This window comes from Specibacter sp. NPDC078709 (genome assembly GCF_040686795.1).
Taxonomy (GTDB): Bacteria; Actinomycetota; Actinomycetes; order Actinomycetales; family Micrococcaceae; genus Specibacter.
Genome location: NZ_JBFBLU010000001.1, coordinates 843,431 through 867,372 on the forward strand (window position 1 = coordinate 843,431; position 23,942 = coordinate 867,372).

Genomic DNA, 23,942 nt, shown 5'->3' on the forward strand with positions numbered 1-23,942 from the left:
CACCACCTTACCCATACACCTAGAATCAGGAGCAGCAATGGAGCGCTTATTCAAACCCCAACGGATCGCAATTGTTGGCGCATCGAGCAATGAGGACGCCATCGGCGGCAAGCCGATCAAGCAATTGCGCAGCCACGGATTTGCCGGTGAGATATTTCCGGTCAACCCCAACCGGGACGTGGTCCAGGGGATCCCCTGCACCCACACGGTCACTGAACTTCCGGAAGGGATCGACCTGGCCATCATTGCGGTGGCGGCACCGCGAGTGGCCGGGGTAGTCGCCGAATGCGGCGAGCGCGGCATTCCCTATGCACTGGTCCTCAGCTCAGGTTTTGCCGACGCAGGGCCGGAGGGTGCCATCCTTCAGGAACAGCTGCTGGAGGTGGCCAGTGACGCGAATGTGCGAATCCTGGGACCCAACGGAGTCGGCTTCATCAACATGCAGGCCGGTGTCTATGCGGGATTCGGCGCGTTTTTTGACTACAACTTCAATGCCGGTGGCGTCGGGTTCGTGACCCAGAGCGGAGGTGTGGGCGGATCGCTGTTGACCATCGGCGATGATGAGGGCGTCGACTTCGGCTATTTTGTGCATACAGGAAACGCTGCGGACATCGACATTGAGACGGTGCTGGAACACTTCATCTCCGAGGACTCAATCACCACTCTGGTGGCCTACATCGAAGGACTCGGAAAGTCTGCAGCACTTAAATCGATAGCCTACCGCGCATTGGAAACTGACAAGCCACTGGTCATTTGGAAGGCCGGCCAGCACGCCAGCAGCATGTCTGCGGTGGTCTCCCATACGGGCCGCCTGGCCGGCGACATTGACCGCTACCGTTCGATCTTCGCCAAATACGGGGTGGTGGAAGTTGGTGACTCCCTGGACATGGTGGACGTGCTGCGACTGTCCCAGCACCACTTCCGCCCCACCGGCGGCCGCGTCGGGGTGGTGTCTGTTTCCGGCGGCGCCGGCGTGGTGGCCGCGGACTTCCTGGAAGGCTCCGAACACCTCAAGCTGGCAGACTTGGGCGAGAAGACCGAATCGGAAATTCGCGCGCTGCTGCCCACTTTTGCAACTGCGCAGAACCCCATCGATGTGACGGCCCAGATCTTCAATGAGCCCGACCTCTTTGAAAAGGTTGTTTCGGTTCTGCAGGAAAACGCGGCCGTGGACCAGATCCTGGCTTGTGTGGCCTCGGTGCACAGCGAGGTCGGCGTCAAGATCGCCACCGCCATCGCGGAAGCAGCCGAAACTCTGAACCTGCCAATTGTGGTGTCGTGGGCCTCCCGCAACAGCCTCAATGCAGAAGCCTTCAAGATTCTCAGCGATGCCAAGATCCCGGTGTACCGCAGCCCCGAGCGCGGGCTGAAGGCCATGGACCGCCTCACTGCCTTCACTAATGCCCAGGCCGGACTTCCCGGCATGGTCCGCCCTGAAGTGGCCGGAGATCATTCAACTGCCGGCCATGACTGGCACCGCTCCGTGGAGTTTGACGTACTGACAGCACTCGCTGGCTACGGTGTGAAGGTCCCGGACCAGCGACTGGCCGCCACGGCAGAGGAAGCCATCGCAGCAGCGGATGCCGTTGGTTTCCCTGTTGCAGTGAAAATCCAGTCACCGGATATCCCACACAAGGTCGACGCCGGTGGCGTTAAGTTGCACCTTCACGACGCCGCCCAGGTGCTGTCGGGAACCAAGGAAATTCTGGCAAACATCGCCAAACTGGAAGACATTGAATACCGTGGAGTCGTGGTTCAGCGCATGGCTGCACCCGGCACCGAGCTAATCCTGGGATACATACGTGATGAGTCTTTGGGCGGCTTCATTCTTTGCGGTGCCGGCGGCTCCAATGTCGAGGCCATCAACGACCGCGTGCTCATCCCCACCCCGGCAACTGCCGTGGAAATTCGGGCCGGTTTGCAGTCCCTGGACATCCTCGCCGGCGAAACCGACGATGCAGTGCTGGATCAGGTTGCAGCTGTCATGGGCGCCCTCCAACAGCTCGTGGCGGATTCATCCGGGCGGCTGACGGAAGTGGAGATTAATCCGGTCATCATCAGCAACGGCCAGGTAACAGCGGTCGATGCCCTTGCCATCCAGGCCTAGAACCAATATCGAATCAGAAAGCGGAGAACATCATGACTGAGAACGTCCCCACCCTCACCTTCCAAGAACTCGACAGCATCCTGCGCATCATTGATTCCGCTCCTCGTGACGGTGAAGTCAAGATTACGATTGGCGATGTCACTCTGGAAGTTTCCACTCGAAGTGGAACAGCGGTGAGCGAAGTTGCTCCGCCAGCGGCAGCCGCTGCACCTCCGGCCCCCGCAGCTGCAGAGCCGGCGTCGGCACAGCCCGCTGTTTCGGCTCACCCCCAGGCCCCGGCGTCGAGCATTGATGAATCAGAGGTGACCGGGCTGACGGTTGTTGCCGCACCCATGACCGGCGTGTTCTACGCCAAACCGAGTCCCACGGCAGAGGCGTTTGTCCAGGTGGGCGACACCGTGACGAAGGGTCAGGACTTGGCCATCATTGAGGTCATGAAACTGATGAACCGCATTGGTTCCCCCGTGGATGGCGTGGTGCGCCGGACCGTCGTGGAGAATGAGGCCTTGGTGGAGCACGGCTCGCCGCTGTTTTACATTGAGGCCACGGACGGGGAGTCCTGATGCGCCGTGTCCTGGTCGCCAACCGTGGCGAAATTGCCGTCCGCATCATCCGAGCCTGCCAGGAAGCGGGCGTGGAGAGTGTGGCTGTGTACTCGGAGGCCGATGCCGGTTCCCGGCACGTGAAGCTGGCCGACAGGTCCGTGAAGATTGGCCCATCCAAGCCGTCCGAGAGCTATTTGCGTCCCGAGACGATCGTCCAGGTTGCGCTGGCAACCGGATGCGACGCCGTCCACCCCGGCTACGGGTTTCTGGCCGAAAACGCCGGGTTTTCACAAATGTGCGCCGACAACGGGCTGATCTTCATCGGCCCCACCGCTACCGTTATCGAGCAGCTTGGCGACAAGGTTTTTGGCCGCAAGATCGCAACGGCAGCCGGGATCCCCGTGGTACCGGGCACCGGCGACAAGCCCGCCACGTACGAGGACCTGGTGGAACTGGGTCGCACCGGCGGCTACCCGATCCTGATTAAGGCCGCGGCCGGTGGCGGCGGGCGCGGCATGCGCATCCTGCAGTCCGAGGAGGATGTGCGCAGCAACTTCGAGGACGCCCAACGCGAGTCACTGGCTGCCTTCGGTTCCGAGGTCATCTTTGGCGAGCGGTTCCTGACGAAGATCCGGCATGTGGAGGTCCAAGTCCTTGGCGACCACGGCGGGACAGTGGTGCATGTGGGCACGCGCGACTGCAGCGTCCAGCGCCGCTACCAAAAGGTGATTGAGGAGGGCCCCGCGGTCAGCATCCCGCTTGAGTCGCGGCAGCGGATCGAGGCCGACGCCGTGAAGTTGGTCTCTGAGATCGGCTACGTTGGTGCCGGCACGGTGGAGTTCGTGGTGGACATGCTCACCGGCAAACACCACTTCATCGAGATGAACACCCGCATCCAGGTGGAGCATCCTGTGTCGGAAATGATTTCAGGCTTCGATCTGGTCCGTGAGCAGCTGTGGGTTGCAGACCCGGAGCACCGGCTTACCTTCACCCAGGACGAGGTGCTGCTGCGAGGGCACTCGATCGAGTTGCGCATCTGTGCGGAGGATCCGTCCAACGGGTTCGCACCCTCCCCCGGGGTTATCACCGAACTGGTGCTGCCTGGAGGTCCCGGCATCCGCGTGGACACGCATTGCGTGCCCGGCTGGAAAGTCTCCCCGTACTACGACTCGATGATCGCAAAGTTGGTGATTCACGACGTCGACCGTGACAGGGCGATCAGGAGGGCGCTGAGGGCACTCGCCGAGACCAGCATTGGCGGAATCCATACAAACATCGGCTTCCTGGAAAAGATTCTCAGCCATCCGGATTATGCGGCCAACCAGGTCCACACGAAGTGGCTGGAAGAAAACCAAAGTGACCTGTTGGAGCAGCCGGCCGGCGCCGCGCTGCAGACGGCCTAAGTAGAGACGGAGCAGACGATGGGAAAGAAAGTCAGCATCGAGGACGTCACCATCCGTGACGGTGTTCAGTGCCTGTGGGCCACCAGGCTGTCCACGGAGGAGATCATCCCGATCGCCACCACCATGGACCGGGCTGGTTTTGAAATTGTCGACGTGGCCGGAGGCGCCATGATGGACACCTCCATCATGTACCTGCAGGAGGACCCGTTTGAGCGCATCCGCCTGTTGAAGAAGCTCATGCCAAACACGTTGCTGAACTTCAACTCGCGCGGACAAAGCGTGTTCCGGTGGACACAGTACCCCGATGACGTGGCGGAGCAGACCATACGGACCTTCGCAGAGAACGGGATCAGCTCCATCATGTTGTTTGACCCGCTCAACGACATGAGGAACTTGGAGTACTCGGCAAAGGTGTCCAAGGAACTGGGGTTGAACATCATTGGCAGCGTCACCTACACCGAAAGCCCGTACCACACGGACGAACACTTCATCGAGAAGACCCGTGAACTCGTCAACATGGGCGTGGATCATGTGTCGCTGAAGGACCCCAGCGGCATGCTGACCCCGGACAGGGCCCGCATGCTGCTCAAGCGGATGCGTGGAGTGCTCCAAGGGCAAAAGCTGCAGTTGCATTGCCATACATCCACGGGCACCGGACCGGAAGTGCATCAGGCCGCGATGGACATGGGCGAGGACGCCCCCGACGTGTTCCATGGCGTGGTACCCCCGCTGGCGTGGGGCACCTCGCATCCCTCCCACGATTTCCTGCTGGACAACTTGGCGGATCGCGGCTTCGAAGTGGACGTGGATCGCCAAGCCATCCGCGACATGGAGTCATATTTCATGCTCCTGGCCCGCAAGCGGGGGCTGCCCACCAGCCACGCGCTCAAGCACGATCCGGAAATGCTCAAGCACCAGGTGCCGGGCGGCATGCTCAGCAACCTGCGCCAGCAGCTCACGGACCAGGGAATGGTCCACAGGCTGCCGGAAGTTCTGGAGGAAGTCATTCAGGTGCGCAAGGACCTGGGCTACCCGTTGCTGGTCAGTCCCATGGCCCAATATGTGGGCATCACTGCCGTGCTCAACGTGGTCACTGGGGATCGGTACTCGGTGGTTCCTGACGAGATCCGGGGCTACCTGTTGGGCTACTACGGCACACCTCCGGGCCCCGTGGACCAAGACGTCCTGGACAAGGTCGCCAAAGGGGAAGCGCCCATCACCCAGCGGCCCGGCGAAGTGCTGGAACCCATGGTGGAGCGCTTCAAAGCCGAAAATGGGCCCTTTGAAACAGAGGAGGCTCTCACTCTCGCCTTGTTCTATTCCCCGCCGCTTCTCAGGGGCTGGAACCTCAAGGACTGGGGCGGCTACAAGCACGTACCCACGGACGCCTTCAGCTACTTGATCGACTCCGTCAACAGGAACCAGAAGATCAGCAATTTCCGGCTAACCCGCCCGGGCCAGTCGGTGCGCATGCAGTACAACATGGAAAAGGGATAGAACCAATGACAACCACTGCAACAGAAATCAAGAGCAGCCTCGGATCGCTGTTCGACCTCACCGGTCGCAAGGCGCTCATTGTGGGCGCTGGCGGCGGGCTCGGACTGGAACTATCCAAGGGCCTGGCCGCGTTCGGCGCCGAACTGATCTGCTCAGACCGCACTGCCGAGCTGACGGACGCTGCCGTCGCCGCGCTGGCCGCCGACGGCTTGGCAAGCACCGGCGTGGCCTTGGACATGACGTCTTCTGATGACATTGACAGGCTCGTGGCGGCACATCCGGATGTGGAAGTCCTGGTCATCACACCCGCTGTTCTTGTACGCAAGACCCTGTTGGATCACAGCGAAGCTGACATCGACTTCCAGATGGACATGAACATCAAGTACACACTCTTGCTGGCCCGAGCTTTTGGTGCCAAGATGGCCGAACGCGGCAAGGGCTCGATCATCACATTCTCGAGTGTTCGTGCCTCCGTGGTAGAACCGGGTTCCGGCATGTATGCAGCAACCAAAGCTGCATTGGTGCAGCTCATGCGAACTCTTGCGGTGGAGCTCGGTCCGCAAGGTGTGCGGGTCAACCTCATTGCGCCAAGCCCCGTGGCGACACCGCTGACTGCCGATGTTCGCTCAAAGCAGGAATGGGTGGACATTGTCGCCAACCGTTCCATGCTCCGCCGCTGGGCCGAGCCTCGGGACTTTGTCGGGCCCATGCTGCTGCTCGCCTCTGATGCCGGTGCATTCGTTACGGCCTCGAATGTGATGGTCGACGGCGGATGGACAGCCACCGATGGCCTGGCCAGAATCGAGTAACCCACCATCGACAAGGCCGGCTTCCCAATGGAGGCCGGCCTTTGCAATGCCTGATTCAGCACCCAACATGCTCCACTAAAGTTCCGCCATCCCCCGCAGGGTGGCGGCAAGGGCACCTGCATAGGCGAGGAAGATCACCAGCCGCCGTGCCCATGCCAGGGGCATGCGCTTCGCGAGCAGTTCCCCGGCCACCAGACCAGATACAATGGCAGCGGCAGCCACGCCCCAGGTCCAGAGTGGCAGCCCCGGCATTGCTGCAGGATCAAGAAGCATCTTCGCCGCAATCGCGGCTGCCCCGGTGGTGAGAAAATATGGCTGCATGGTCGCAGCAAAGCTCCGTTGCTCCCATCGCGCTGCCACTGCATAGACGCTGATCGCAGGGCCCCCAATGCCGGCTGTCGCGCTCATGATGCCGCTGGTGGCGCCAGCAGTTATCAGTGCCCCGAGTCCCGCTTCAGGTTTCGTTGATCTTAGGCAAAGTGACAAGGTCAGACTTGCCACAACTACTGTGCCGATACCGATTTGCAGCCATGCACTCGGCACAATGGCGACTATGGCAACTCCTGGCAATATGCCCAGCAGGGCTGACGGTGCCAGTACCAGATACCTTTTCCAGTCCACGTGCTTGATGACAACTGCGAGAACGCAGGCCGACGCCGCAGCACTGCAAAAATTGACCATGGTCACGCCGGCGACGGGCCCCATGATCAAGACCAGAAAGGGGGCTGCCACCAAGGAGAACCCCATGCCTGTCAGGCGTTGCATGATGGCGCCAGAAAATACTGCCACACCGAGCAGCCAAGCCGTTTCCATAGTCCACTCTTTCCAGCCCTGGCCGATTACACGAGAAAAGCCTCGGTTGCGTGCCGGGCGAACATGCCGACACACAACCGAGGCTCAAGGGGATTTTCGAATCAAACGTCCGGGCTGTTCCTTATCCGCGTCCGAGCCAGTGGACGAGTTTCTTTTCTAGGAAGCCCAGGGTCAGGTTGAGGGCCAGGCCGATGAGGCCGATGAGGATGATGCCAATGAACACGGTGGGGATGTCGAAGAACAAGGCAGCCTGGTTGATCATGAAGCCCAGTCCCTTCTGTGCGCCAACGAGTTCCGCGGCGACAACGACAGCCCAGCTCAATGCGAGGGCGACTTTGAGCCCGGCGAAGATGTTGGGCAGGGCTGCCGGAACAATGACGTGGAAGAACTCCTGCATCCGGCTGACACCAAGGGTGGCGGCCGCACGCCGGTAGGCAATGGGAACCCCCGCCGCACCGGCCTGGGCGTTGACCACGGTGTAGTTGAACGAAGTCACCGTGATGAGAACGATCTTGCCCGTCTCGCCCAGGCCGAAGTACAGCACGGCCATCGGAATGAAGGCGATCGGGGGGATTGGGCGGATAAAGGACATGATCGGTGAGATCGCGGCGTTGAAGACCCGGTTGGAGCCGGCGATCAGACCAACAATGATGCCCAGGATGGAGCCGATAACGAATCCAACCAGGGTGCGCGTCAGGCTGATGGTGATGTGGTCCATGAGACTGGCACCACCGTATCCGTCATTGACCAGCTCGATAAAGCGCGAGAAGAGCGCCTGCGGCGAGGGGAATTGCCGGGGGCCGATAATGCCGGTGTTGGTCAGAATGAACCAGACAACCATGATGACGGCCAGCGAGATGACAGAGATGACGGGGCTGGGAATGTACCGCCGCCGCGCATCCGGGTCGGTGGGCCGGGCCTGCCGTACAGATTTCGTCAAAACCATGGCTACTTCCCTGCCTTCACTGCAGCCTCAATGTACTGCGGATCCAGGGCCTTCCGAAGCGTCGCTTCCGGAACCGGCTCCTTGATAACACCCAAAGTCGCAAAAGTCGTCGACGCCAGGTTCAACTGCGCAAACAGACCCTTGTCACCGGAGAATGAAAATATGTTGCTCGGGTCCAGCTGATCTTCGAGGGTGGGGTACGTCTCGATGTATCGCTTCGCCGTTGCCTCAGCCACGGGCTTCGTGACATGCAGCTTGGTCATGAGCGCTTCCGTGGCTACGGACGGGTCGGCCTTGATGTCATTCCATGCTTTCCCCAGTGCCGCAATCATTTTCTTGGGAACTTCCGGGTTGGCATCCAGGAAGGCTGGGTTTCCTGCATGCATCTCCGGGCAGGCGGCCCCGCCAGGAACCCATTCGTTGTCGTGTCCTACAATCCGCTGACCTTGCTGTTCCAAATCTGCAAGGTACGGGGCCCAAGAGATGCCGGCATCTATGGACTTGCTGGCAAAGGCATTTCCGAACAAGTTCGGGGTGATGTTGACGATGTCAAGGTCTGCATACTTGACCCCCGCAGCCTCGGCCGCCCAGTATGCCGAAATCTGGGCACACGTCCCAGTCGGAACGCCAATCTTTCCGGCCTTGGCCAAGTCAGTGACCTTTTTTATTGGGGAGTCGGCGGATACCACGAGCCCTTCCGTAGCAGAAGCGTTGCCCTCAGCGACGATGTAGCGCAGCGGAATATCCTTGCCCAGCGCGAAAATTGTGGCCAGCCCCGTTGTAACTACGTCCAAGCTGTTGCTCTCAAGTCCGGCGAGGAGAGGTGCGCCGGTCTGGAATACCTGGAATTGCGGATCCAGCCCTTCATCCTTGAAGTAGCCCTTTTCATCCGCCACATAAAGCGTCAGGTAGGCGGCCTGGGGCACGCCCCAGTTGAACTTTATGCCGTCGGGATTCCCCGCTGAGGTGTTGCCGCCGGCATTTCCGCAGGCAGCAAGTCCACCAATTAGTGCAACTGCGGCCAGCGCCGCGAGAGTCTTCTTGAACATGTCGATGCTCCTGAAAGTAGTCTGCACGTGAAGCAATGGTCACGTACATTAGCTGTGGTTGGTGTTTATCCGCGTCCGAGCCAGTGGACGAGTTTCTTTTCTAGGAAGCCCAGGGTCAGGTTGAGGGCCAGGCCGATGAGGCCGATGAGGATGATGCCAATGAACACGGTGGGGATGTCGAAGAACAAGGCAGCCTGGTTGATCATGAAGCCCAGTCCCTTCTGTGCGCCAACGAGTTCCGCGGCGACAACGACAGCCCAGCTCAATGCGAGGGCGACTTTGAGCCCGGCGAAGATGTTGGGCAGGGCTGCCGGAACAATGACGTGGAAGAACTCCTGCATCCGGCTGACACCAAGGGTGGCGGCCGCACGCCGGTAGGCAATGGGAACCCCCGCCGCACCGGCCTGGGCGTTGACCACGGTGTAGTTGAACGAAGTCACCGTGATGAGAACGATCTTGCCCGTCTCGCCCAGGCCGAAGTACAGCACGGCCATCGGAATGAAGGCGATCGGGGGGATTGGGCGGATAAAGGACATGATCGGTGAGATCGCGGCGTTGAAGACCCGGTTGGAGCCGGCGATCAGACCAACAATGATGCCCAGGATGGAGCCGATAACGAATCCAACCAGGGTGCGCGTCAGGCTGATGGTGATGTGGTCCATGAGACTGGCACCACCGTATCCGTCATTGACCAGCTCGATAAAGCGCGAGAAGAGCGCCTGCGGCGAGGGGAATTGCCGGGGGCCGATAATGCCGGTGTTGGTCAGAATGAACCAGACAACCATGATGACGGCCAGCGAGATGACAGAGATGACGGGGCTGGGAATGTACCGCCGCCGCGCATCCGGGTCGGTGGGCCGGGCCTGCCGTACAGATTTCGTCAAAACCATGGCTACTTCCCTGCCTTCACTGCAGCCTCAATGTACTGCGGATCCAGGGCCTTCCGAAGCGTCGCTTCCGGAACCGGCTCCTTGATAACACCCAAAGTCGCAAAAGTCGTCGACGCCAGGTTCAACTGCGCAAACAGACCCTTGTCACCATTGAACGAGAATCGAAGATCGGGGTTCAGTTGGTCTGCAAGCGTCGGGTTGGCATCGATGTAGAGTTTCGCCGTCTCATCCGCCACAGCCTGGCTGACGTGCAGGCGCTTCACCAGCGCAGCGCTGGCAACGCTGGGGTCAGCATTTATGTCCGCCCACGCACGGGCGAGGGCCAGCAGCATCTTCTGCGGAACTTCCGGGTTGGCATCCAGGAAGGCTGGGTTTCCTGCATGCATCTCAGGGCAGGTCCCTCCTCCTGGTACCCAGGATGCGTCATAGCCAACAATTCTGTTGCCCTGCTGAGCTAGGTCGATCAAATATGGGGACCAAGAGAAGCCAGCACCGATTGAATTGCTTGAAAACGCGTTCGCATAGAGATTCGGGGTGATGTTGACCGTGTCGAGGTCTGAATACTTGACGCCTGCTGCCTCGGCGGCCCAGTATGCCGAAATCTGGGCGCACGTCCCAGTGGGCACGCCGATCTTTCCTGCCTTCGGAAGATCCTTGACCGATTTCACGGGCGAGCCATCTGCTACAACCATTCCTTCGGCGGCGGACGCGTCGCCTTCGAGGGCGATGTATCGGAGCGGGATTCCCTGGCCAAGTGCAAATACAGAGGCGAGTCCGGTCGTAATGATGTCCAAGCTGTTGCTCTGGAGGCCGGCCAGCATCGGTGTGCCGGTCTGGAATACTTGGAATTGCGGATCCAGCCCTTCATCCTTGAAGTAGCCTCTGTCGTCGGCCACGTACAGGGCCAGATACGATCCCTGTGCGATGCCCCAATTGAACTTGATGCCGTCATTGTTGTCGCTTGATTTGTTGGCGCCGGCGTTTCCGCATGCAGCCAGCCCACCAATCAGGGTGATCGCGGTCAGCAATGCAAAAGTCTTCTTGAACATGTGGATGCTCCTGCTAGTGGGCTGCACGTGCCGCGGTGATTTCGTGCTGGACGGTTTCAAGAATTTGGTGTTCCAAATTTGTAAATGTCTCAGACGTCAGGAACTCCAGGGGACGAGGCTTGGGTTCCTCTACGGTGACCTCCAGCTTGACGCGCCCCGGACGGGCACCCATCACAATGACCCGGTCTGACACGTAAATTGCTTCCGTGACGTCGTGGGTGATGAAGAGGATTGTGGGACGGAATTCCTCCCAAAGTTCCAACAGCAGTTGCTGCATGAGAATTCTGGTTTGGTAGTCCAGGGCACCGAACGGCTCGTCCATCAGCAGGACTTCAGGATTGGAAATAAGTGCCCGGGCAATTTGCACGCGTTGTTGCATGCCGCCGGAGATCTGGTAGGGATAGTGCTTTTCGAAACCGGACAAACCGACTGCCTTGACAAATTTCGCGGCGCTCTCTGTGTACTCCGCCTTCGGCATTCCTCGTGATTTGACACCAAAAACCACGTTCTCAAAAACGTTCATCCAGGGGAAGAGTGCCGCATGCTGGAAAACGACGGCACGGTCCGGACCAGGCTTGTGGATTGACCGGCCGTCCAAGAGCAGACGGCCATTTGATGGCGAATCAAAACCTGCAACCATGTTCAAGGCTGTGGACTTTCCGCACCCGGTCGGCCCAACTATTGAGACAATTTCAGACAGTTGGACCGACAAGTCCAAACCGACCAGAGCTGAGACTTTTTCCCCGCCCTTGGAGGGTGAGGGAAAGATCTTGTCGACTTGAGAGAAGACGATTTTTCCTTCAACGGCGGTATCTTGGCTCATTCCCTGCTCCTTTTGCCGACGGGGTTCGTCGGTCAACGTAGTATGCATCAGTGTGACTCCAAAGTCGATCAATGAGACTGGTAACGTATGGATACGTATTGGAACAACCATAGTCAGATGTGACTTGGATCGCAATACCTTTGGAGATGAATTTCTGGCCGGCAGACTCCATGTCGATGGAACTCGATGCGCACCCACCGTTGATGCCAGATATCCCGCACAAGTTCCAGTCGACGGGGTATCATCAAAACATCTCTAATCGTCATCACGCATTAGGTGACGTTAACAGTCCGCGCATCTTCAAGGGGGATTCCAATGGCCCATCCAGCTGAGAACCGTCTAGCCGTCCTGCAGCGGAACAGTCCAGTCGCCGTCTATCAACAGATGGCGGACGTGCTCGTGGACGAGGTAAGCAAACTCCAACCCGGATCCCGGTTCCACACCGAGGAAGAGCTGATCGAGGATTTCGGCGTCAGCCGGACTACAGTCCGCAAGGCCATCGACACATTGACCGAGAAGGGGTTCCTGGTTCGCCGCCAGGGAAAGGGAACGTTTGTTACGTCCACCCGTCCCATTCAGTCATTGAATCGTTTGGCTCCGTTTGTCGAGTCATTTACAGCGGCCGGTCTGAACCCTGTGGTATCCATGCTGGCGTATGGGTGGGTTGAGGGAACCGATGGCATTCCGGCTCAAATTGCCTCCGCCGATACGTCGTTCCTGGTTGTCCGCCGGGCATACGCCAGCGAGGGAAAACCATTCGCCATTGCAGACATCTTCATGCCTGCCGAGATCGGCCGGCTTGTCAGTCGAGCGGACCTGGAGCAGCATCCGGTCTACCATGTCATCCAGGAGCGGAGCACAAAGCGATTGGACCACGCAAAGCTCGTGGTCACTCTGCAGCCGCCGCCGGCTGATTTGGCGGACTTGTTGGATTTGTCGGACATTCCCTTTGTCCCACGGTTGGAGCGCGTCACCTACACCTCCGCCGGGGAACCCCTGGAATGCACCATTACACACTTCCATCCGAGCGGCTTTGAAATTCGGGCAGACGTGGTCACAGATGCCAACCAAGACTTTAACTACACCTTTGAAACTTAAATGCGTGGGGACGCGGCGGTTGCCGCGTCCCCACAAAACCGGACTAGATTTCGATTTGCTTGGTGTCCGACAGCCAGGTTCGGATGGTCTTGGCGCCGCTGGCTTGGGTATGGGCGCGAGCCGCTTTCCACTCTTCTGAGTTGTAGGCCGTCATGGCAGCATCCCAATCGGCGAACTCGAGGTAGTCCGTGCCGGCAATGGCGGGCTCATTGTTGTCTTCGTCCGTGCCCGCAAGATTGATCGTGTAGCTGAGCAGCCCCGGCATCTTCTTCGCCATTGGCGCGTGGTCCTCCAGCCACCAACGGTGCTGCTCCTCCAAAGTCTGGTCGTTGCGGAACAGAATAATTGCGATCTTCGTCATGATGAAACCTCTCGTGTTGGCGGGGAGGGGAACTTTTGAGCTAAGAAATTAGGCTCAATGGTAACGTAACGTTATGAAACGTATCTTGTCAATGGGCAACCATGGAACAGGATGCTCAATTCCCCTCGCGTACGGCGACCCACGGAGAAATCGCCACCCGCCCCATGAGGTGCGTCCACTAAGCCACCATCGACACCTACGAGCTGATCGCCACGGCCCGAACAGTGACCGCGGCCGCCACATAATGTGACGGCTCAACCATGCCCGCCGCTAAGTCCCGGGCGGCCACGACGATTTCCTCTACGTCCTGCTCACCCTCCTCGTCGTCCCAGTCCGCTGGGCCCGCGCACACGCCTGAAGGGCACCAACACCGGCGGAGGAAACTGCGGCAAGACTGTTCCACCAAGAGCTCGGCGCCCGCATGGACATCGCGATGGTATCCCCTTGACAATCCAAGGCGCAGAGCAGTTCCTCGACCGCTACGAGCGTGACAACATCGCCCACTCCCCCGCTGGCGCGCAGCTGATGTCCAGCACAGGCCAAGTCCTCAAATCCTGACTCCCCGCACCCGCCCGGCCGTTCACCAGGCCAATGCTCTCCGCCATGTTCGACGGCGACCGTCTCACCGATGCCCTCGCCGACGCCCTCGGCCTCGCCACCGCCGGGCCGACGAAGCGAATGGTGGTGAGATGCGACTAGCTGATTCGGTCCAGCGCTGGCATAGCAGCACGAGTTCAACGCCAAGCCGAGTTCAGTCTCCAGCGGGCTCCCGAATTCGGACCGAAACAGCCGGTCCTGGACGGCAGGAAATACAACTGAATGTAAATGCCAACGAAGGCCATCGCCGCAGGTCAGAGCATGTTGGGTACTACAAGCCGTTCATCGGTTGTCAACGGTTACGAGCCCCGCTGTCGTCTCGATCGACCACTTCGAGTTGTCAGAAGCCGTTCCTGACCTTTGTCAATGCGAAGGAAGCATAACAACGGATGGTACTGAAAAGGCGGCACTTGTCAACCAATTTAATGAGTTTCTAATGAGTCGGTTACATTCATCCACTGTTTCAGACCAATGCATAATAACCAACCCAAAATATTCGATGCCGCATCGTTGACTTCTGGGCAAGGATCCTATAAAAGCTAATCGACGGTTTCAGCAGTGCATGCCTCCAGCCAGTGTCTTGGGCATGCTTGGTCAGATGCCGTATGACTCGCCTACGGGCATCACAGTCAGGCTGGGACGGTACCACGGGGAAAGAGCAAGTCCGTTTGATCGCGTGGGCCCAGTCAAACACGCCCTGCTGGTCGGTTGTACGTCGAATCGCTATGACTTGCCGGAGAGCACCTCGGCCAAGTCGCCGTGTATCCATTCGAGGTTTTGAAAATCGTAACCGCAGCACTTGCGGAACGCTCCCTCCTGCGGACACAGCAGACTCCCCGACAAAGCCTGTCCAAATGGAGTCTGCCCATGTTAGCGCGGGCAGCGCCAGCCGCTCTGACAACATCGGTGGAATAGAAATTATTCGACGTCCGCCGGGAAATCATTCTCGGAAATGAAACGCACAGAGGTACTTATGCCCGCGTTTGGAGACTGGCGATTTGCTGGCGTACCGCCTGCGCCACTGCCCGCATTCTGGCCGTGGAACGCTGGGTACGCAAACGTGCAATGACCGTTGCCAGTTCAGGCACGGGACCTTTGATCTCGACGGGCACTACCCGGCCGCCGTCGTAGGTGAAATCATGCTGTGGACGCTGGTGCAGGATGGAATATCCATGGCCGTTGGCCACGAAGGTGCGCACCGTTTCATAACTCCCGGATTCGAAACGTACGTCGGGCTTAAGCCCGGCTCCTTCCAGAATTCCGATCATTAGCTCCTTGGTGTGCGGCAGATTAAGCAACACAAACGGTTCGTCACCCATCTCAGCCAAGGCAAGCTCTTTACGATCCGCAAAGCGGTGACCGGGTGGCAGCGCCAGATAAGGTCTCGCAACGTGTACGGCCGTGCTTGCCACTTCTGGAGGAAGTCCCATGTCGTAGCAGAGAGCCAAGTCCACCCGTCCACTGAGCAAAGCCGAAGAGCAGCCTTTGGCATCTGCCTCCACCACTTCCAGCTCCAAGTCGGGATGGTCGGCCCGCAAGCGACTCAGCAGGCCCGGCAGCAGGAACGGTGCCAAGGTTTGAAAACAGGCCATGCGAACGCTTCCGGAAATGGTGGCCTGCTCGCCCCGAGCATGCTCCAGGGCTTCCTCGAGATGGGCCAGAACCGCATGTGTGTCCCGCAGGAACAGTTCCCCGGCCGGCGTCAGGACGAGGCCCTTGGAACGCTGCCTGATGAAGAACTGCGAGCCGATCTGGCGTTCGAGCTGGGCGACGGCAGTGGAAACTGCCGACTGAGCAATGTTGAGCCGCTCTGCCGCGACGGTCATGGACAGTCTTGCTGCCGCCTCGCTGAAATACCGCAATTGGGTTAATGTCACATCCATTCCCCGAGCCTACAGCATTTCATCTGATATTCAGATGTGTTACTTCGTAAAAAACTGTTAGACAGATGCAATTAATCGTTGCATTCTGGAAGGACCAATGGATGCATCCGGCAACTACACGCTCCGGCTGCAGAATAAGCACCCACCTGAGGACGCACATGAAACACACCCGCATTCGCACGTTCAACACCAAGGAAACGTACCCGGAGCAGAACTTGGACAATGATCTCTGCCAGGCCGTAGTGGCCGGGGGTGTGGTGTATCTGCGCGGGCAGATCGGTCAGGATCTGGACACGCGTGAATCGGTAGGCATCGGTGATGTCGAGGCGCAGACGGAAAAGGCCATGGCCAACATCAAGATGCTGCTTGAGGAAGCCGGTGGCACCCTCGAGGACATCGTGAAGGTCACGATCTACCTGATCGACCCGCGCTACCGCGAAACCGTTTACCGCACCATAGGTCGCTGGTTAAAGGGCGTCTTCCCCGTCTCTACCGGCTTGGTGGTCAGTGCACTGGCCCGTCCCGAATGGCTCGTTGAAATCGATGCCACTGCCGTACTTTCGCAGGAGCAGGCATGACATTCTGCATTGTCGGCACCGATGGCTCCGGTCGATTCGGCATGGCCGTCTCGTCATCCTCCCCCGCTGTCGCAGCACGGTGCGTACACCTGCGCGACGGAGTAGGCGCCGTCAGTTCCCAAAATATCACCGATCCACGACTGGGCACGAAGCTTCTTGACCGGCTCGAAGCCGGCGACACCGCCCGCCAGGCCTTGGACTCTGTGGTCGCGGAAACGCCGGACATCGACTTCCGCCAACTGGTGGTGCTCGATTCTCGTGGTGATTCCGCTGTCCACCACGGCGGCAGGACGCTTGGTACGTTCGGCGAGGGCCGTGGCCCGTCCTGCGTCAGTGCCGGCAACATGCTCTCGGACGACGGCGTGCTGCAGGCTGCCTGCGACGCGTTCGAATCATCCGGCGGCGATCTGGAAGTCAAGCTGTTGGCAGGCCTGAACGGCGCCGTGGCTGCAGGAGGTGAAGCTGGCCCGGTGCATTCGGCGGGGCTCGCCGTGGTCTCAGGCCATGGCTGGCGAGATACCGACCTTCGCGTCGACTGGCACGATGACCCCGTCGCCGAGCTCGGAAGGATCCTAGATATTTGGCTTCCGCAGCGCGATGCCTATGTGACCCGCGGGCTGGACCCGCAGCTGTCGGAGGGATACGGGGTGCCGGGCGATGATCGGTAGCAACCCGGCCGGCGTGGGCACCGCTGAGCCGCTGTCAGACTGTGCGCGAGAACGCGTGCTTTCAACCGTCAGGGAAGAGCACCCAGCCCTCGTCGCCTTTTCCGAGACCATCCATGCCAATCCGGAGCTCGGCTGGCAGGAACACCAGGCCGCTGCTTGGACGGCTGAGTTCCTGGAGGGGCGCGGATTCAGCGTCGAACGCGCCTATCTTGGATTCCCCACGGCCATCAGGGCAGTCCTGGGCACCGGCAGCCGGCGGATCGGCCTCATGGCCGAATACGATGCCCTCCCCGGACTGGGGCATGCTTGCGGGCACAACATTATTTCCGCGGCATCCGTCGGGGCCGCCTGCGCACTGGCAGAGTTCGCCGCAGAATTCGACCTGAGCATTGAACTCTACGGAACACCCGCGGAGGAAGGCGGCGGCGGCAAGATAGAGCTGCTGAAGAAAGGCGCATTTGTTGGCCTCGACTTAGCAATGATGGTCCACCCCAGCCCCGTCGACTCTGCCGTGGCGGACCCTTTCGCCGTCGCTCACCAACATGTGGAGTACCGCGGGAAGTCGGCCCATGCCGCAGCCTACGCAGATCAGGGGGTCAACGCCAACGATGCCTTCCTCATCGCACAGTTGGCTATCGGCTTGCTGCGCCAGCAGCTTCCGCGGGAAACCCGCGTCCATGGAATTCAGACCCGTGGCGGTGAGGCACCTAATGCCATCCCCGAGATCACACAGGGCCGCTGGTACGTCAGGGCGGAATCCCTGTCCGAACTCGGACCTCTGAACGAGCGCGTCAATAGATGCTTTGAGGCCGGCGCCCTGGCCACCGGTTGCGAACTGGAAATCACACCGGAATCCGAGCCTTATTCAGAATTCCGCACCGAAACGCGGGCCCTGGAAATCTACACCCGACAGGCCCAGTCCCTAGGCCGCAGCTTCGACGCACCGCCCGAACAGGCAACAATGAACCGGGCGTCGACCGATATGGGCAATGTGTCCCAAATTGTCCCGGCAATCCACCCCTACATTGGGTTGGGCTGCTTCCCCGCGGCAAATCACCAGCCCGAATTCGCTGCCCACTGCATTGGGGAGGCGGCCAATCGTGCCATCCACGACGGCGCCGCAGCACTGGCACTAACAGCGCTGGAATATGTGGGCCCCTGGTCAGCAAGTCAAAACAAAACCAACTAATCAAACTATGAAAATGGAGGCTGCCATGCCTAGCCACGAGACTGAAGTCCTAATTGTTGGCGCAGGACAGGCCGGAGTCGCCATGAGCGAACACCTGACAGCGCGCGGCGTGCCGCACCTTGTCCTGGAACGGGATCGCATTGCCGAGAAGTGGCGCACCGGGAGGTGGGACTCGCTCGTGGCCAACGGACCGGCATGGCATGACCGCTTCCCGGGCCTGGAATTCGACGGCATGAACCAAAACGCGTTCGCCTCCAAGGATCGTGTGGCCGCCTATTTTGAGGCCTATGCCGAAAAATTCGATGCACCCATACGCTGCGGGGTGGAGGTTAAGAAGGTCATCAGGAATAAGGAATCTTCCGGTTTCATCGTGGAGACTTCTGACGGCACCATCACGGCGCGCAGCGTGGTGGCGGCGACCGGGCCATTCCAAAAACCCATCATCCCCGCCCTGGTGCCGGAGGACAGCAACGTACAGCAAATGCACTCCAGCTCGTACCGCAACCCGCAACAGCTGCCCGATGGTGTCGTCATGGTTGTGGGCGCCGGTTCTTCCGGCGTCCAGATCGCCGAGGAACTGCGACGCTCAGGCCGTGACGTCATCCTCTCTGTTGGTCCGCATGACCGGCCGCCGCGCCAGTATCGCGGACAGGACTTTGTCTGGTGGCTTGGCGTCCTGAACAAGTGGTCGGCCGTGGCTCCCCCCAAGGGCGCCGAACACGTCACGATCGCCGTCAGTGGCGCCAACGGTGGGCATACAGTGGACTTCCGAGCCCTAGCCGCCAGCGGCATCAAGCTCGTGGGCCGTACGGAGTCCTACAAGGACGGGTCCTTGAGATTCTCGCAGGATCTGGCTCGGAACATTGCCAACGGTGACGCAAATTACCTGTCCGTGCTGGATGAGGCCGACGCCTACATTCAACGCAACAGCCTGGACTTCCCCGAGGAGCCAGAAGCCCACGTCCTAGGCGCCGATCCCGATTGCGTCAGTAACCCGACGCTGGAAATCGACCTTGCAGCCACGGGGATCACGTCCATTATCTGGGCAACGGGGTTCGCCGTCGACTACAGCTGGCTGCCGACGAATGCCGTCAGCGAAAATGGCCGACCCAATCACCAACGCGGCGTTTCGGCAGAAAGCGGAGTCTATTTCCTAGGACTGCCCTGGCAGTCGCACCGCGGCTCCAGTTTCATTTGGGGTGTCTGGCACGATGCGAAATACATTGCCGAGCAGATCATGATCCAGCGCGGATACCTGGAGCATCTGGGCAGCACCACGCCAGACAATGGTATTGAAACCACGGGGCAGGGCGACACCGCGGGCCCAGTCCCGACAGCGGCGGATGCCTACGCACTCTAGGGCGTGTCTCCTAATGCTGCGGTCCAGATGACGACGGCTTGCAGGACGGCGGCCGATCGGTAGGTTTGGGCGAGTTTGTCGTAGCGTGTGGCCAGTCCGCGCCATTGCTTCAGGGTGTTGAAGCTGCGCTCGACGACGTTGCGGCGTTTGTACGCTTCCTTGTCGTAGGCGACGGGCCGCCCGCCGACGGATCCCTTGCGCTTGCGGTTGGCTTTCTGGTCTTCCTTCTCCGGGATCACGCACTGGATGCCGTGGGCGCGCAGGTAGGACCGGATCCCTTTGGAGGAGTAGGCCTTGTCGGCCATGGCACGGTCCGGGCGGGTTCGCGCCCGCCCGGGACCTTCCCGCTCGACTCTCAACGCTTCCATGAGGTTTTCAAACATGGGCGCGTCCCCGCCCTGGCCGGGGCCAAGCAGCAACACCAGCGGGCGTTTGTTGCCGTCGACCAGGGCGTGGATCTTGGTGGTCAGTCCGCCGCGGGACTTGCCGATGGCATGGTCGGCGGGTTCATCCAGCAGGTTTTTGTAATTCGACAGGTCCCCCTGTGTGGCGGGGCAGGTTCGTGCCGTGCTGGTGGGCACGGTTGACCGTGGAATCGATGGACACTTCCCAGCTGATCAGCCCCGCGGCATCGGCACGGGTCAGCAAGGCGGCCAGGACCTGGTCCCACGTTCCGTCCAGGCTGTAGCGGCGGTGGCGTTTCCACACCGACTGCCACGCACCAAAATGCGGTGTCAGATCCCTCCAAGGAATCCCGGCGCGGTACCGGTAAATGATGCCCTCCGTCGTGAGCCGGTGGTCATTGAACGGCCGCCCAGCCTTCCCCGACGAACTCGGCATCAACGGGGCAATGAACTCCCACTGGGCATCAGACAAAACAGAATAACGAGAAGACACCCGAAAATTATGTAAAAGCCCGGAACCAGGCATTAGGAGACACGCCCTAGATCCGCCCATACAGGAAGGCTAATACTTTCCCAAGAGAAACCCTTGGGTTCTCGGCAGGCGACCGGGATCCCGAGGGTTTCTCTGCTGCTACAAAAAAATGCCCCGCTTCCGCGGCGGGGAAGCAGTAACATGGAATCCAGGGTATTCGACAGATCCGCTCATGATAAGTCCCCGCAGGTACCAAACAGACGGGCTGTTTGCGGTCAGCGGAATACGGCCTTGATGGTTGACCCACTGCCCGGACCGGACCGGCCCGGGCAGGCAGAACAGGATCAGGGGTCACCTGGGCCGGCGATCCGGCTAGCGGTATTCGTGATCCACTATTCGGGAAATGTCCGCGTGGTCTGCAGGGAAAAGCGTGGTGAGCAGCAGCTCAAAGAACCGCCGAGTCTGGACCTTCGTGGCGACCTCAGCATTAGCGGTCCGTTCCACATAGCGGCCGGTCCGTGCGACCACTGATCGTCCTTCGCAGATGCCAGTCGTAGCAATTTCGACCTCTGCGGGAACCATCTGGATGAGATCCGGTTCGATGAGATACGCGATGGCTAGGACATCGCAGAGCTCAGCGCCCACTTCGCGATAGCGCTTCCAGTAGAAGTCCGTATAAAGTCTGGTGATCTTGTGAATGAATTGAGCAGCAGGAGTACCGATTTGCCGCACCAGTTCTCGGGTGCCGGGAGTCATGAAGACCTGATGCGTCGCGTCCAGTCCCACCATGGTTAGTGAGGCGAATCCTGCAGTGAAGACAATCTCGGCTGCTTCCGGATCATGCCAAAAGTTGAATTCGGCCGAGGGTGTTACGTTGCCTGTTCCTTCAGCGCCGCCCATCAGTACAACTTCCTTGACGTTGCCGGCAAATGACGGGTCCGCCTGTATTGCCGCTGCGATGTTTGTCAACGGGCCAATTGCAACGATGGTGATCGTACCCGGATTTTCCCGCACATGGGTTGTCAAAAACGTCACCGCATCAATCTCGGAAGGCTTTGCATCCTCCGATAAGGCAGGGCGGCACCCGCCCAGACCGTCGTCTCCGTGAGCGAGCGACTTGCGCTGCGTCTCGCGAGACAGCGAACGGTCCGCTCCACGATATACGGGGATGTCCGGGCGCCCTGCAAGTTCAAGTACCGCCAGCGCGTTGGCCGTTACCGCGTCGATGCCAACGTTGCCGCCGACCGTGGTCACGCCGTGGAGCTCAATCGACTCCGAGGCGCAAGCGAGGAGAATTGCGACGGCGTCATCGACGCCAGGGTCCGTATCAAGAATGATGTGCTTCATGGTGTTGCGATCCTTGTCAATTGGTTTGTTGGGAATGGCAGATATTCGGTGGGTGGAACTCCGGCGTATTCTGCCCGGTGGTCCTTAGAGCAGAGCAGCCCGCGTGGGCATGGAGGCTTGTGCTCCGAGTGCAACACAAGCAATCGCACCGGCGCGGGACGCCATATGCGCGGCTTCTGCAATGCTCATTCCGTCAGCCAGAAACGCCGCCAGTGCGCCAACGAAAGTATCACCGGCTCCTGTGGTGTCAACAGCGTCAACGCTGACAGCGGGAATATGAAGAAGGTTTTCCCCTTCGGCCACGACCGAGCCCAGCGAACCCAACGTGACGATGGCGACGACCTCGTACGCATTCGCGAAGTTGGCGGCTGCACGCTGTGCCTCAGCAACCGATGCAACGGGGTAACCACCCAACAATTCAGCTTCGGTTTCATTGACCACTAAAATATCCACCTGCGGAAGAAGGCTGGTGATCTCGTGTGCTGGGGCGGCGTTGAGTATTGTTCGGGCGTTCCCATCCTGTGCGACCTTGAGTGCCGGGGCAATAATTGCAAGTGGAATTTCCAACTGGAAAACAACTACGTCGCCAGGTTTGACGGTGGTTTCGAGTTCTTGAACTTGCCATTCTCCTACGTGCTTGTTGGCACCTGGAATAACGATGATCGAGTTCTCCCCATCGTCAGAAACCGTCAAAATTGCGGCACCTGTCTCCACCTGTGCGCGCAGAACGCCCACAACGTCCACACCCTCATTGGCCAGGCTATCCACCATCATGGAACCGGCGGCATCCGCGCCTACAGAACCGAACATTTTGACGCGCGCACCCAAACGAGCAGCAGCCACGGCTTGATTTGCCCCCTTGCCTCCTGGCTGGGTCGTCACGGAATGGCCCAGCAGCGTTTCACCGGCCTGAGGCCGCCTGGGTGTCGACACAATGGTGTCGTGGTTGATCGATCCAAAAACCAATACCGAATTCACAAAATATCCTTATCAAAAAATACGCCATCACTTGACTCGCCTACGACGAGTTGCCCTGGCAAAAGTTGGGTGACCTGTTCATCGTGGGGACCGCAAAGCATCCCTGGATCTTGGGCTTCAACAGCGAGCAGGAGTTGCTGGATGCATAGCATGGTCAGCTCCGATATTGGTTGCCGGTAAGTGGTCAAGCGCGGCGATACGTACCTGGAAATTGTTAGGCCATCAAAGCCGGCAACAGCAACGCCGGCAGGGGCGATTTTTTTGACTTTCAGGGCGGACAACACGCCAATGGCCATCATGTCGTTGGCAGCGAAAATGGCAGTCGGCGGCTGAGCAACATCAAACAGTTGATCAATAACTGCAAACCCCGATTCTTCCGTGAAATCCCCGAAAACCCTGAATTCCGGGTAGTCCTCCAATCCGGCTTTCTCCAAAGCTCGCCGGAAACCCCTGGCTCTCTGTTCCGAAACGCCCAATCCCCGAGGACCGGAAATATGTGCGATTCTGCTATGGCCCTTGGAGATCAGGTGCTGGGTAACAGTCGCGGCACCCAGTTCGTTGTCCACGGAAAATACAGTGGTCCGCAATTGCGATGGAGCCCGGTCAAAAGCGACGATCGGAACATTGATTTCGTTGACCCCGGCGACGGTGTCGCGGCCGGAGGTCGCTCCCACTACGACGATGCCATCGACAGTTGAGGAACGGACCATTCTCAGGACTTCATCCGTAGGGTTCTCCGACACTGCTATCAGGACGCCATATCCCCTGTCAGCGGCAACCGTGGTGACAGAAGCGATGAGGTCCGGGAAGAACGGGTTGCGCAATGACGGCAGGACGAGCCCCAGCATGCCGCTGCGGCGCAGTCGCAGGCTCTTGGCCGCGGCAGATGGCTCGTACCCCAGTTCTTCCACGGCTTGCCGCACCCGGATCTGCACCTGTTCACTCACGGCAGTCGTACTGTTCAGTACACGAGATACTGTCGCCGTTGACACTCCTGCTTTATCGGCTACTTGCCGCATGGAAACAATCGCCATCTTGTGCCTCACCTCATACAAAGCCGGACATGGCCAGGGTTT

The 23,942-nt window shown here is 59.6% G+C and carries 23 protein-coding genes; 10 read left to right on the plus strand and 13 right to left on the minus strand.

The window, feature by feature from the left end; genetic code table 11:
• Positions 1-37 precede the first annotated feature (37 nt).
• Genes AB0P14_RS03655 through AB0P14_RS03675 form a run of 5 tightly spaced genes read left to right on the plus strand, consistent with a single transcriptional unit; the run spans position 38 to position 6,361 of the window.
• Positions 38-2,107, plus strand: a complete 2,070-nt coding sequence (locus tag AB0P14_RS03655; RefSeq protein ID WP_363837840.1) for an acetate--CoA ligase family protein — start codon at positions 38-40, stop codon at positions 2,105-2,107.
• A 32-nt stretch (positions 2,108-2,139) separates the two neighbouring features.
• The gene (locus AB0P14_RS03660; RefSeq protein WP_363837843.1) at positions 2,140-2,670 is read left to right on the plus strand and encodes a biotin/lipoyl-containing protein; all 531 of its coding nucleotides are present in this window, start codon (positions 2,140-2,142) and stop codon (positions 2,668-2,670) included.
• Positions 2,670-4,055 (plus strand): biotin carboxylase N-terminal domain-containing protein, encoded by a 1,386-nt coding sequence (locus tag AB0P14_RS03665; protein WP_363837845.1) that lies wholly within the window; start codon positions 2,670-2,672, stop codon positions 4,053-4,055. Before AB0P14_RS03660 ends, AB0P14_RS03665 begins: the two co-directional genes overlap by 1 nt.
• Positions 4,056-4,073: 18 nt before the next feature.
• Complete coding sequence (locus AB0P14_RS03670) at positions 4,074-5,552, plus strand: pyruvate carboxylase subunit B (protein ID WP_363837848.1); 1,479 nt, start codon at positions 4,074-4,076, stop codon at positions 5,550-5,552.
• Between the two features lie 5 nt (positions 5,553-5,557).
• The gene (locus AB0P14_RS03675) at positions 5,558-6,361 is read left to right on the plus strand and encodes an SDR family oxidoreductase (RefSeq protein WP_363837851.1); all 804 of its coding nucleotides are present in this window, start codon (positions 5,558-5,560) and stop codon (positions 6,359-6,361) included.
• Between the two features lie 75 nt (positions 6,362-6,436).
• On the opposite strand, the gene AB0P14_RS03680 is transcribed toward AB0P14_RS03675, so the two are convergent.
• The 6 genes from AB0P14_RS03680 to AB0P14_RS03705 all read right to left on the minus strand — a co-directional run bounded on the left by AB0P14_RS03680 (position 6,437) and on the right by AB0P14_RS03705 (position 11,931).
• On the minus strand, positions 6,437-7,174 hold the full coding sequence (locus AB0P14_RS03680) for a sulfite exporter TauE/SafE family protein (RefSeq protein WP_363837853.1): 738 nt from the start codon (positions 7,172-7,174) through the stop codon (positions 6,437-6,439).
• 121 nt (positions 7,175-7,295) lie between these two features.
• Complete coding sequence (locus AB0P14_RS03685; protein WP_363837856.1) at positions 7,296-8,120, minus strand: ABC transporter permease; 825 nt, start codon at positions 8,118-8,120, stop codon at positions 7,296-7,298.
• Positions 8,121-8,122: 2 nt separating this feature from the next.
• Positions 8,123-9,169 (minus strand): ABC transporter substrate-binding protein, encoded by a 1,047-nt coding sequence (locus AB0P14_RS03690; RefSeq protein WP_363837859.1) that lies wholly within the window; start codon positions 9,167-9,169, stop codon positions 8,123-8,125.
• A 65-nt stretch (positions 9,170-9,234) separates the two neighbouring features.
• Positions 9,235-10,059: an ABC transporter permease gene (locus AB0P14_RS03695; protein WP_363837856.1), complete on the minus strand. Its 825-nt coding sequence runs from the start codon at positions 10,057-10,059 to the stop codon at positions 9,235-9,237.
• 2 nt (positions 10,060-10,061) lie between these two features.
• Positions 10,062-11,108, minus strand: coding sequence for an ABC transporter substrate-binding protein (locus AB0P14_RS03700; RefSeq protein ID WP_363837862.1), 1,047 nt, complete (start codon positions 11,106-11,108; stop codon positions 10,062-10,064).
• 13 nt (positions 11,109-11,121) lie between these two features.
• On the minus strand, positions 11,122-11,931 hold the full coding sequence (locus AB0P14_RS03705; RefSeq protein ID WP_363837865.1) for an ABC transporter ATP-binding protein: 810 nt from the start codon (positions 11,929-11,931) through the stop codon (positions 11,122-11,124).
• A gap of 315 nt (positions 11,932-12,246) precedes the next feature.
• On the opposite strand from AB0P14_RS03705, the gene AB0P14_RS03710 reads away from it, so the two are divergent.
• Positions 12,247-13,029 (plus strand): GntR family transcriptional regulator, encoded by a 783-nt coding sequence (locus AB0P14_RS03710; protein ID WP_363837867.1) that lies wholly within the window; start codon positions 12,247-12,249, stop codon positions 13,027-13,029.
• A gap of 43 nt (positions 13,030-13,072) precedes the next feature.
• Here AB0P14_RS03710 and AB0P14_RS03715 read toward each other — a convergent pair whose 3' ends face one another.
• The 3 genes from AB0P14_RS03715 to AB0P14_RS03725 form a co-directional block, all read right to left on the minus strand.
• Positions 13,073-13,390 carry an EthD family reductase gene (locus tag AB0P14_RS03715; RefSeq protein WP_363837870.1) on the minus strand — a complete coding sequence of 106 codons (318 nt, stop codon included), beginning with the start codon at positions 13,388-13,390 and terminating at the stop codon, positions 13,073-13,075.
• Between the two features lie 196 nt (positions 13,391-13,586).
• Positions 13,587-13,742, minus strand: coding sequence for a hypothetical protein (locus AB0P14_RS03720; protein ID WP_363837873.1), 156 nt, complete (start codon positions 13,740-13,742; stop codon positions 13,587-13,589).
• A 1,216-nt stretch (positions 13,743-14,958) separates the two neighbouring features.
• The gene (locus AB0P14_RS03725) at positions 14,959-15,870 is read right to left on the minus strand and encodes a LysR substrate-binding domain-containing protein (RefSeq protein ID WP_363837876.1); all 912 of its coding nucleotides are present in this window, start codon (positions 15,868-15,870) and stop codon (positions 14,959-14,961) included.
• Positions 15,871-16,028: 158 nt separating this feature from the next.
• On the opposite strand from AB0P14_RS03725, the gene AB0P14_RS03730 reads away from it, so the two are divergent.
• From AB0P14_RS03730 to AB0P14_RS03745, 4 genes are read left to right on the plus strand one after another with little or no spacing between them, the layout of a single operon-like run.
• The gene (locus tag AB0P14_RS03730) at positions 16,029-16,448 is read left to right on the plus strand and encodes a RidA family protein (protein ID WP_363837879.1); all 420 of its coding nucleotides are present in this window, start codon (positions 16,029-16,031) and stop codon (positions 16,446-16,448) included.
• The gene (locus AB0P14_RS03735) at positions 16,445-17,116 is read left to right on the plus strand and encodes a DUF1028 domain-containing protein (RefSeq protein ID WP_363837882.1); all 672 of its coding nucleotides are present in this window, start codon (positions 16,445-16,447) and stop codon (positions 17,114-17,116) included. Before AB0P14_RS03730 ends, AB0P14_RS03735 begins: the two co-directional genes overlap by 4 nt.
• Complete coding sequence (locus AB0P14_RS03740) at positions 17,106-18,305, plus strand: M20 family metallopeptidase (RefSeq protein WP_363837884.1); 1,200 nt, start codon at positions 17,106-17,108, stop codon at positions 18,303-18,305. Before AB0P14_RS03735 ends, AB0P14_RS03740 begins: the two co-directional genes overlap by 11 nt.
• A gap of 25 nt (positions 18,306-18,330) precedes the next feature.
• A complete protein-coding gene (locus AB0P14_RS03745; protein ID WP_363837887.1) occupies positions 18,331-19,665 on the plus strand; it encodes an NAD(P)/FAD-dependent oxidoreductase in 1,335 nt (444 codons plus the stop codon).
• Here the strand turns inward: AB0P14_RS03745 and AB0P14_RS03750 are convergent.
• The 4 genes from AB0P14_RS03750 to AB0P14_RS03765 all read right to left on the minus strand — a co-directional run bounded on the left by AB0P14_RS03750 (position 19,662) and on the right by AB0P14_RS03765 (position 23,900).
• Positions 19,662-20,595, minus strand: a protein-coding gene (locus AB0P14_RS03750; RefSeq protein WP_363837890.1) for an IS5 family transposase whose coding sequence is annotated in 2 segments (ribosomal slippage) — positions 19,662-20,198 and positions 20,200-20,595 — 933 coding nt in all. Because the reading frame shifts where the segments join, the coding sequence is not laid out codon by codon here. The genes AB0P14_RS03745 and AB0P14_RS03750 overlap by 4 nt on opposite strands.
• 318 nt (positions 20,596-20,913) lie before the next feature.
• On the minus strand, positions 20,914-21,888 hold the full coding sequence (locus tag AB0P14_RS03755; protein WP_363837893.1) for a nucleoside hydrolase: 975 nt from the start codon (positions 21,886-21,888) through the stop codon (positions 20,914-20,916).
• 84 nt (positions 21,889-21,972) lie between these two features.
• Positions 21,973-22,866 carry a ribokinase gene (locus AB0P14_RS03760; protein WP_363837896.1) on the minus strand — a complete coding sequence of 298 codons (894 nt, stop codon included), beginning with the start codon at positions 22,864-22,866 and terminating at the stop codon, positions 21,973-21,975.
• Positions 22,863-23,900 carry a LacI family DNA-binding transcriptional regulator gene (locus tag AB0P14_RS03765; RefSeq protein WP_363837899.1) on the minus strand — a complete coding sequence of 346 codons (1,038 nt, stop codon included), beginning with the start codon at positions 23,898-23,900 and terminating at the stop codon, positions 22,863-22,865. Before AB0P14_RS03765 ends, AB0P14_RS03760 begins: the two co-directional genes overlap by 4 nt.
• Between the last annotated feature and the right edge of the window lie 42 nt (positions 23,901-23,942).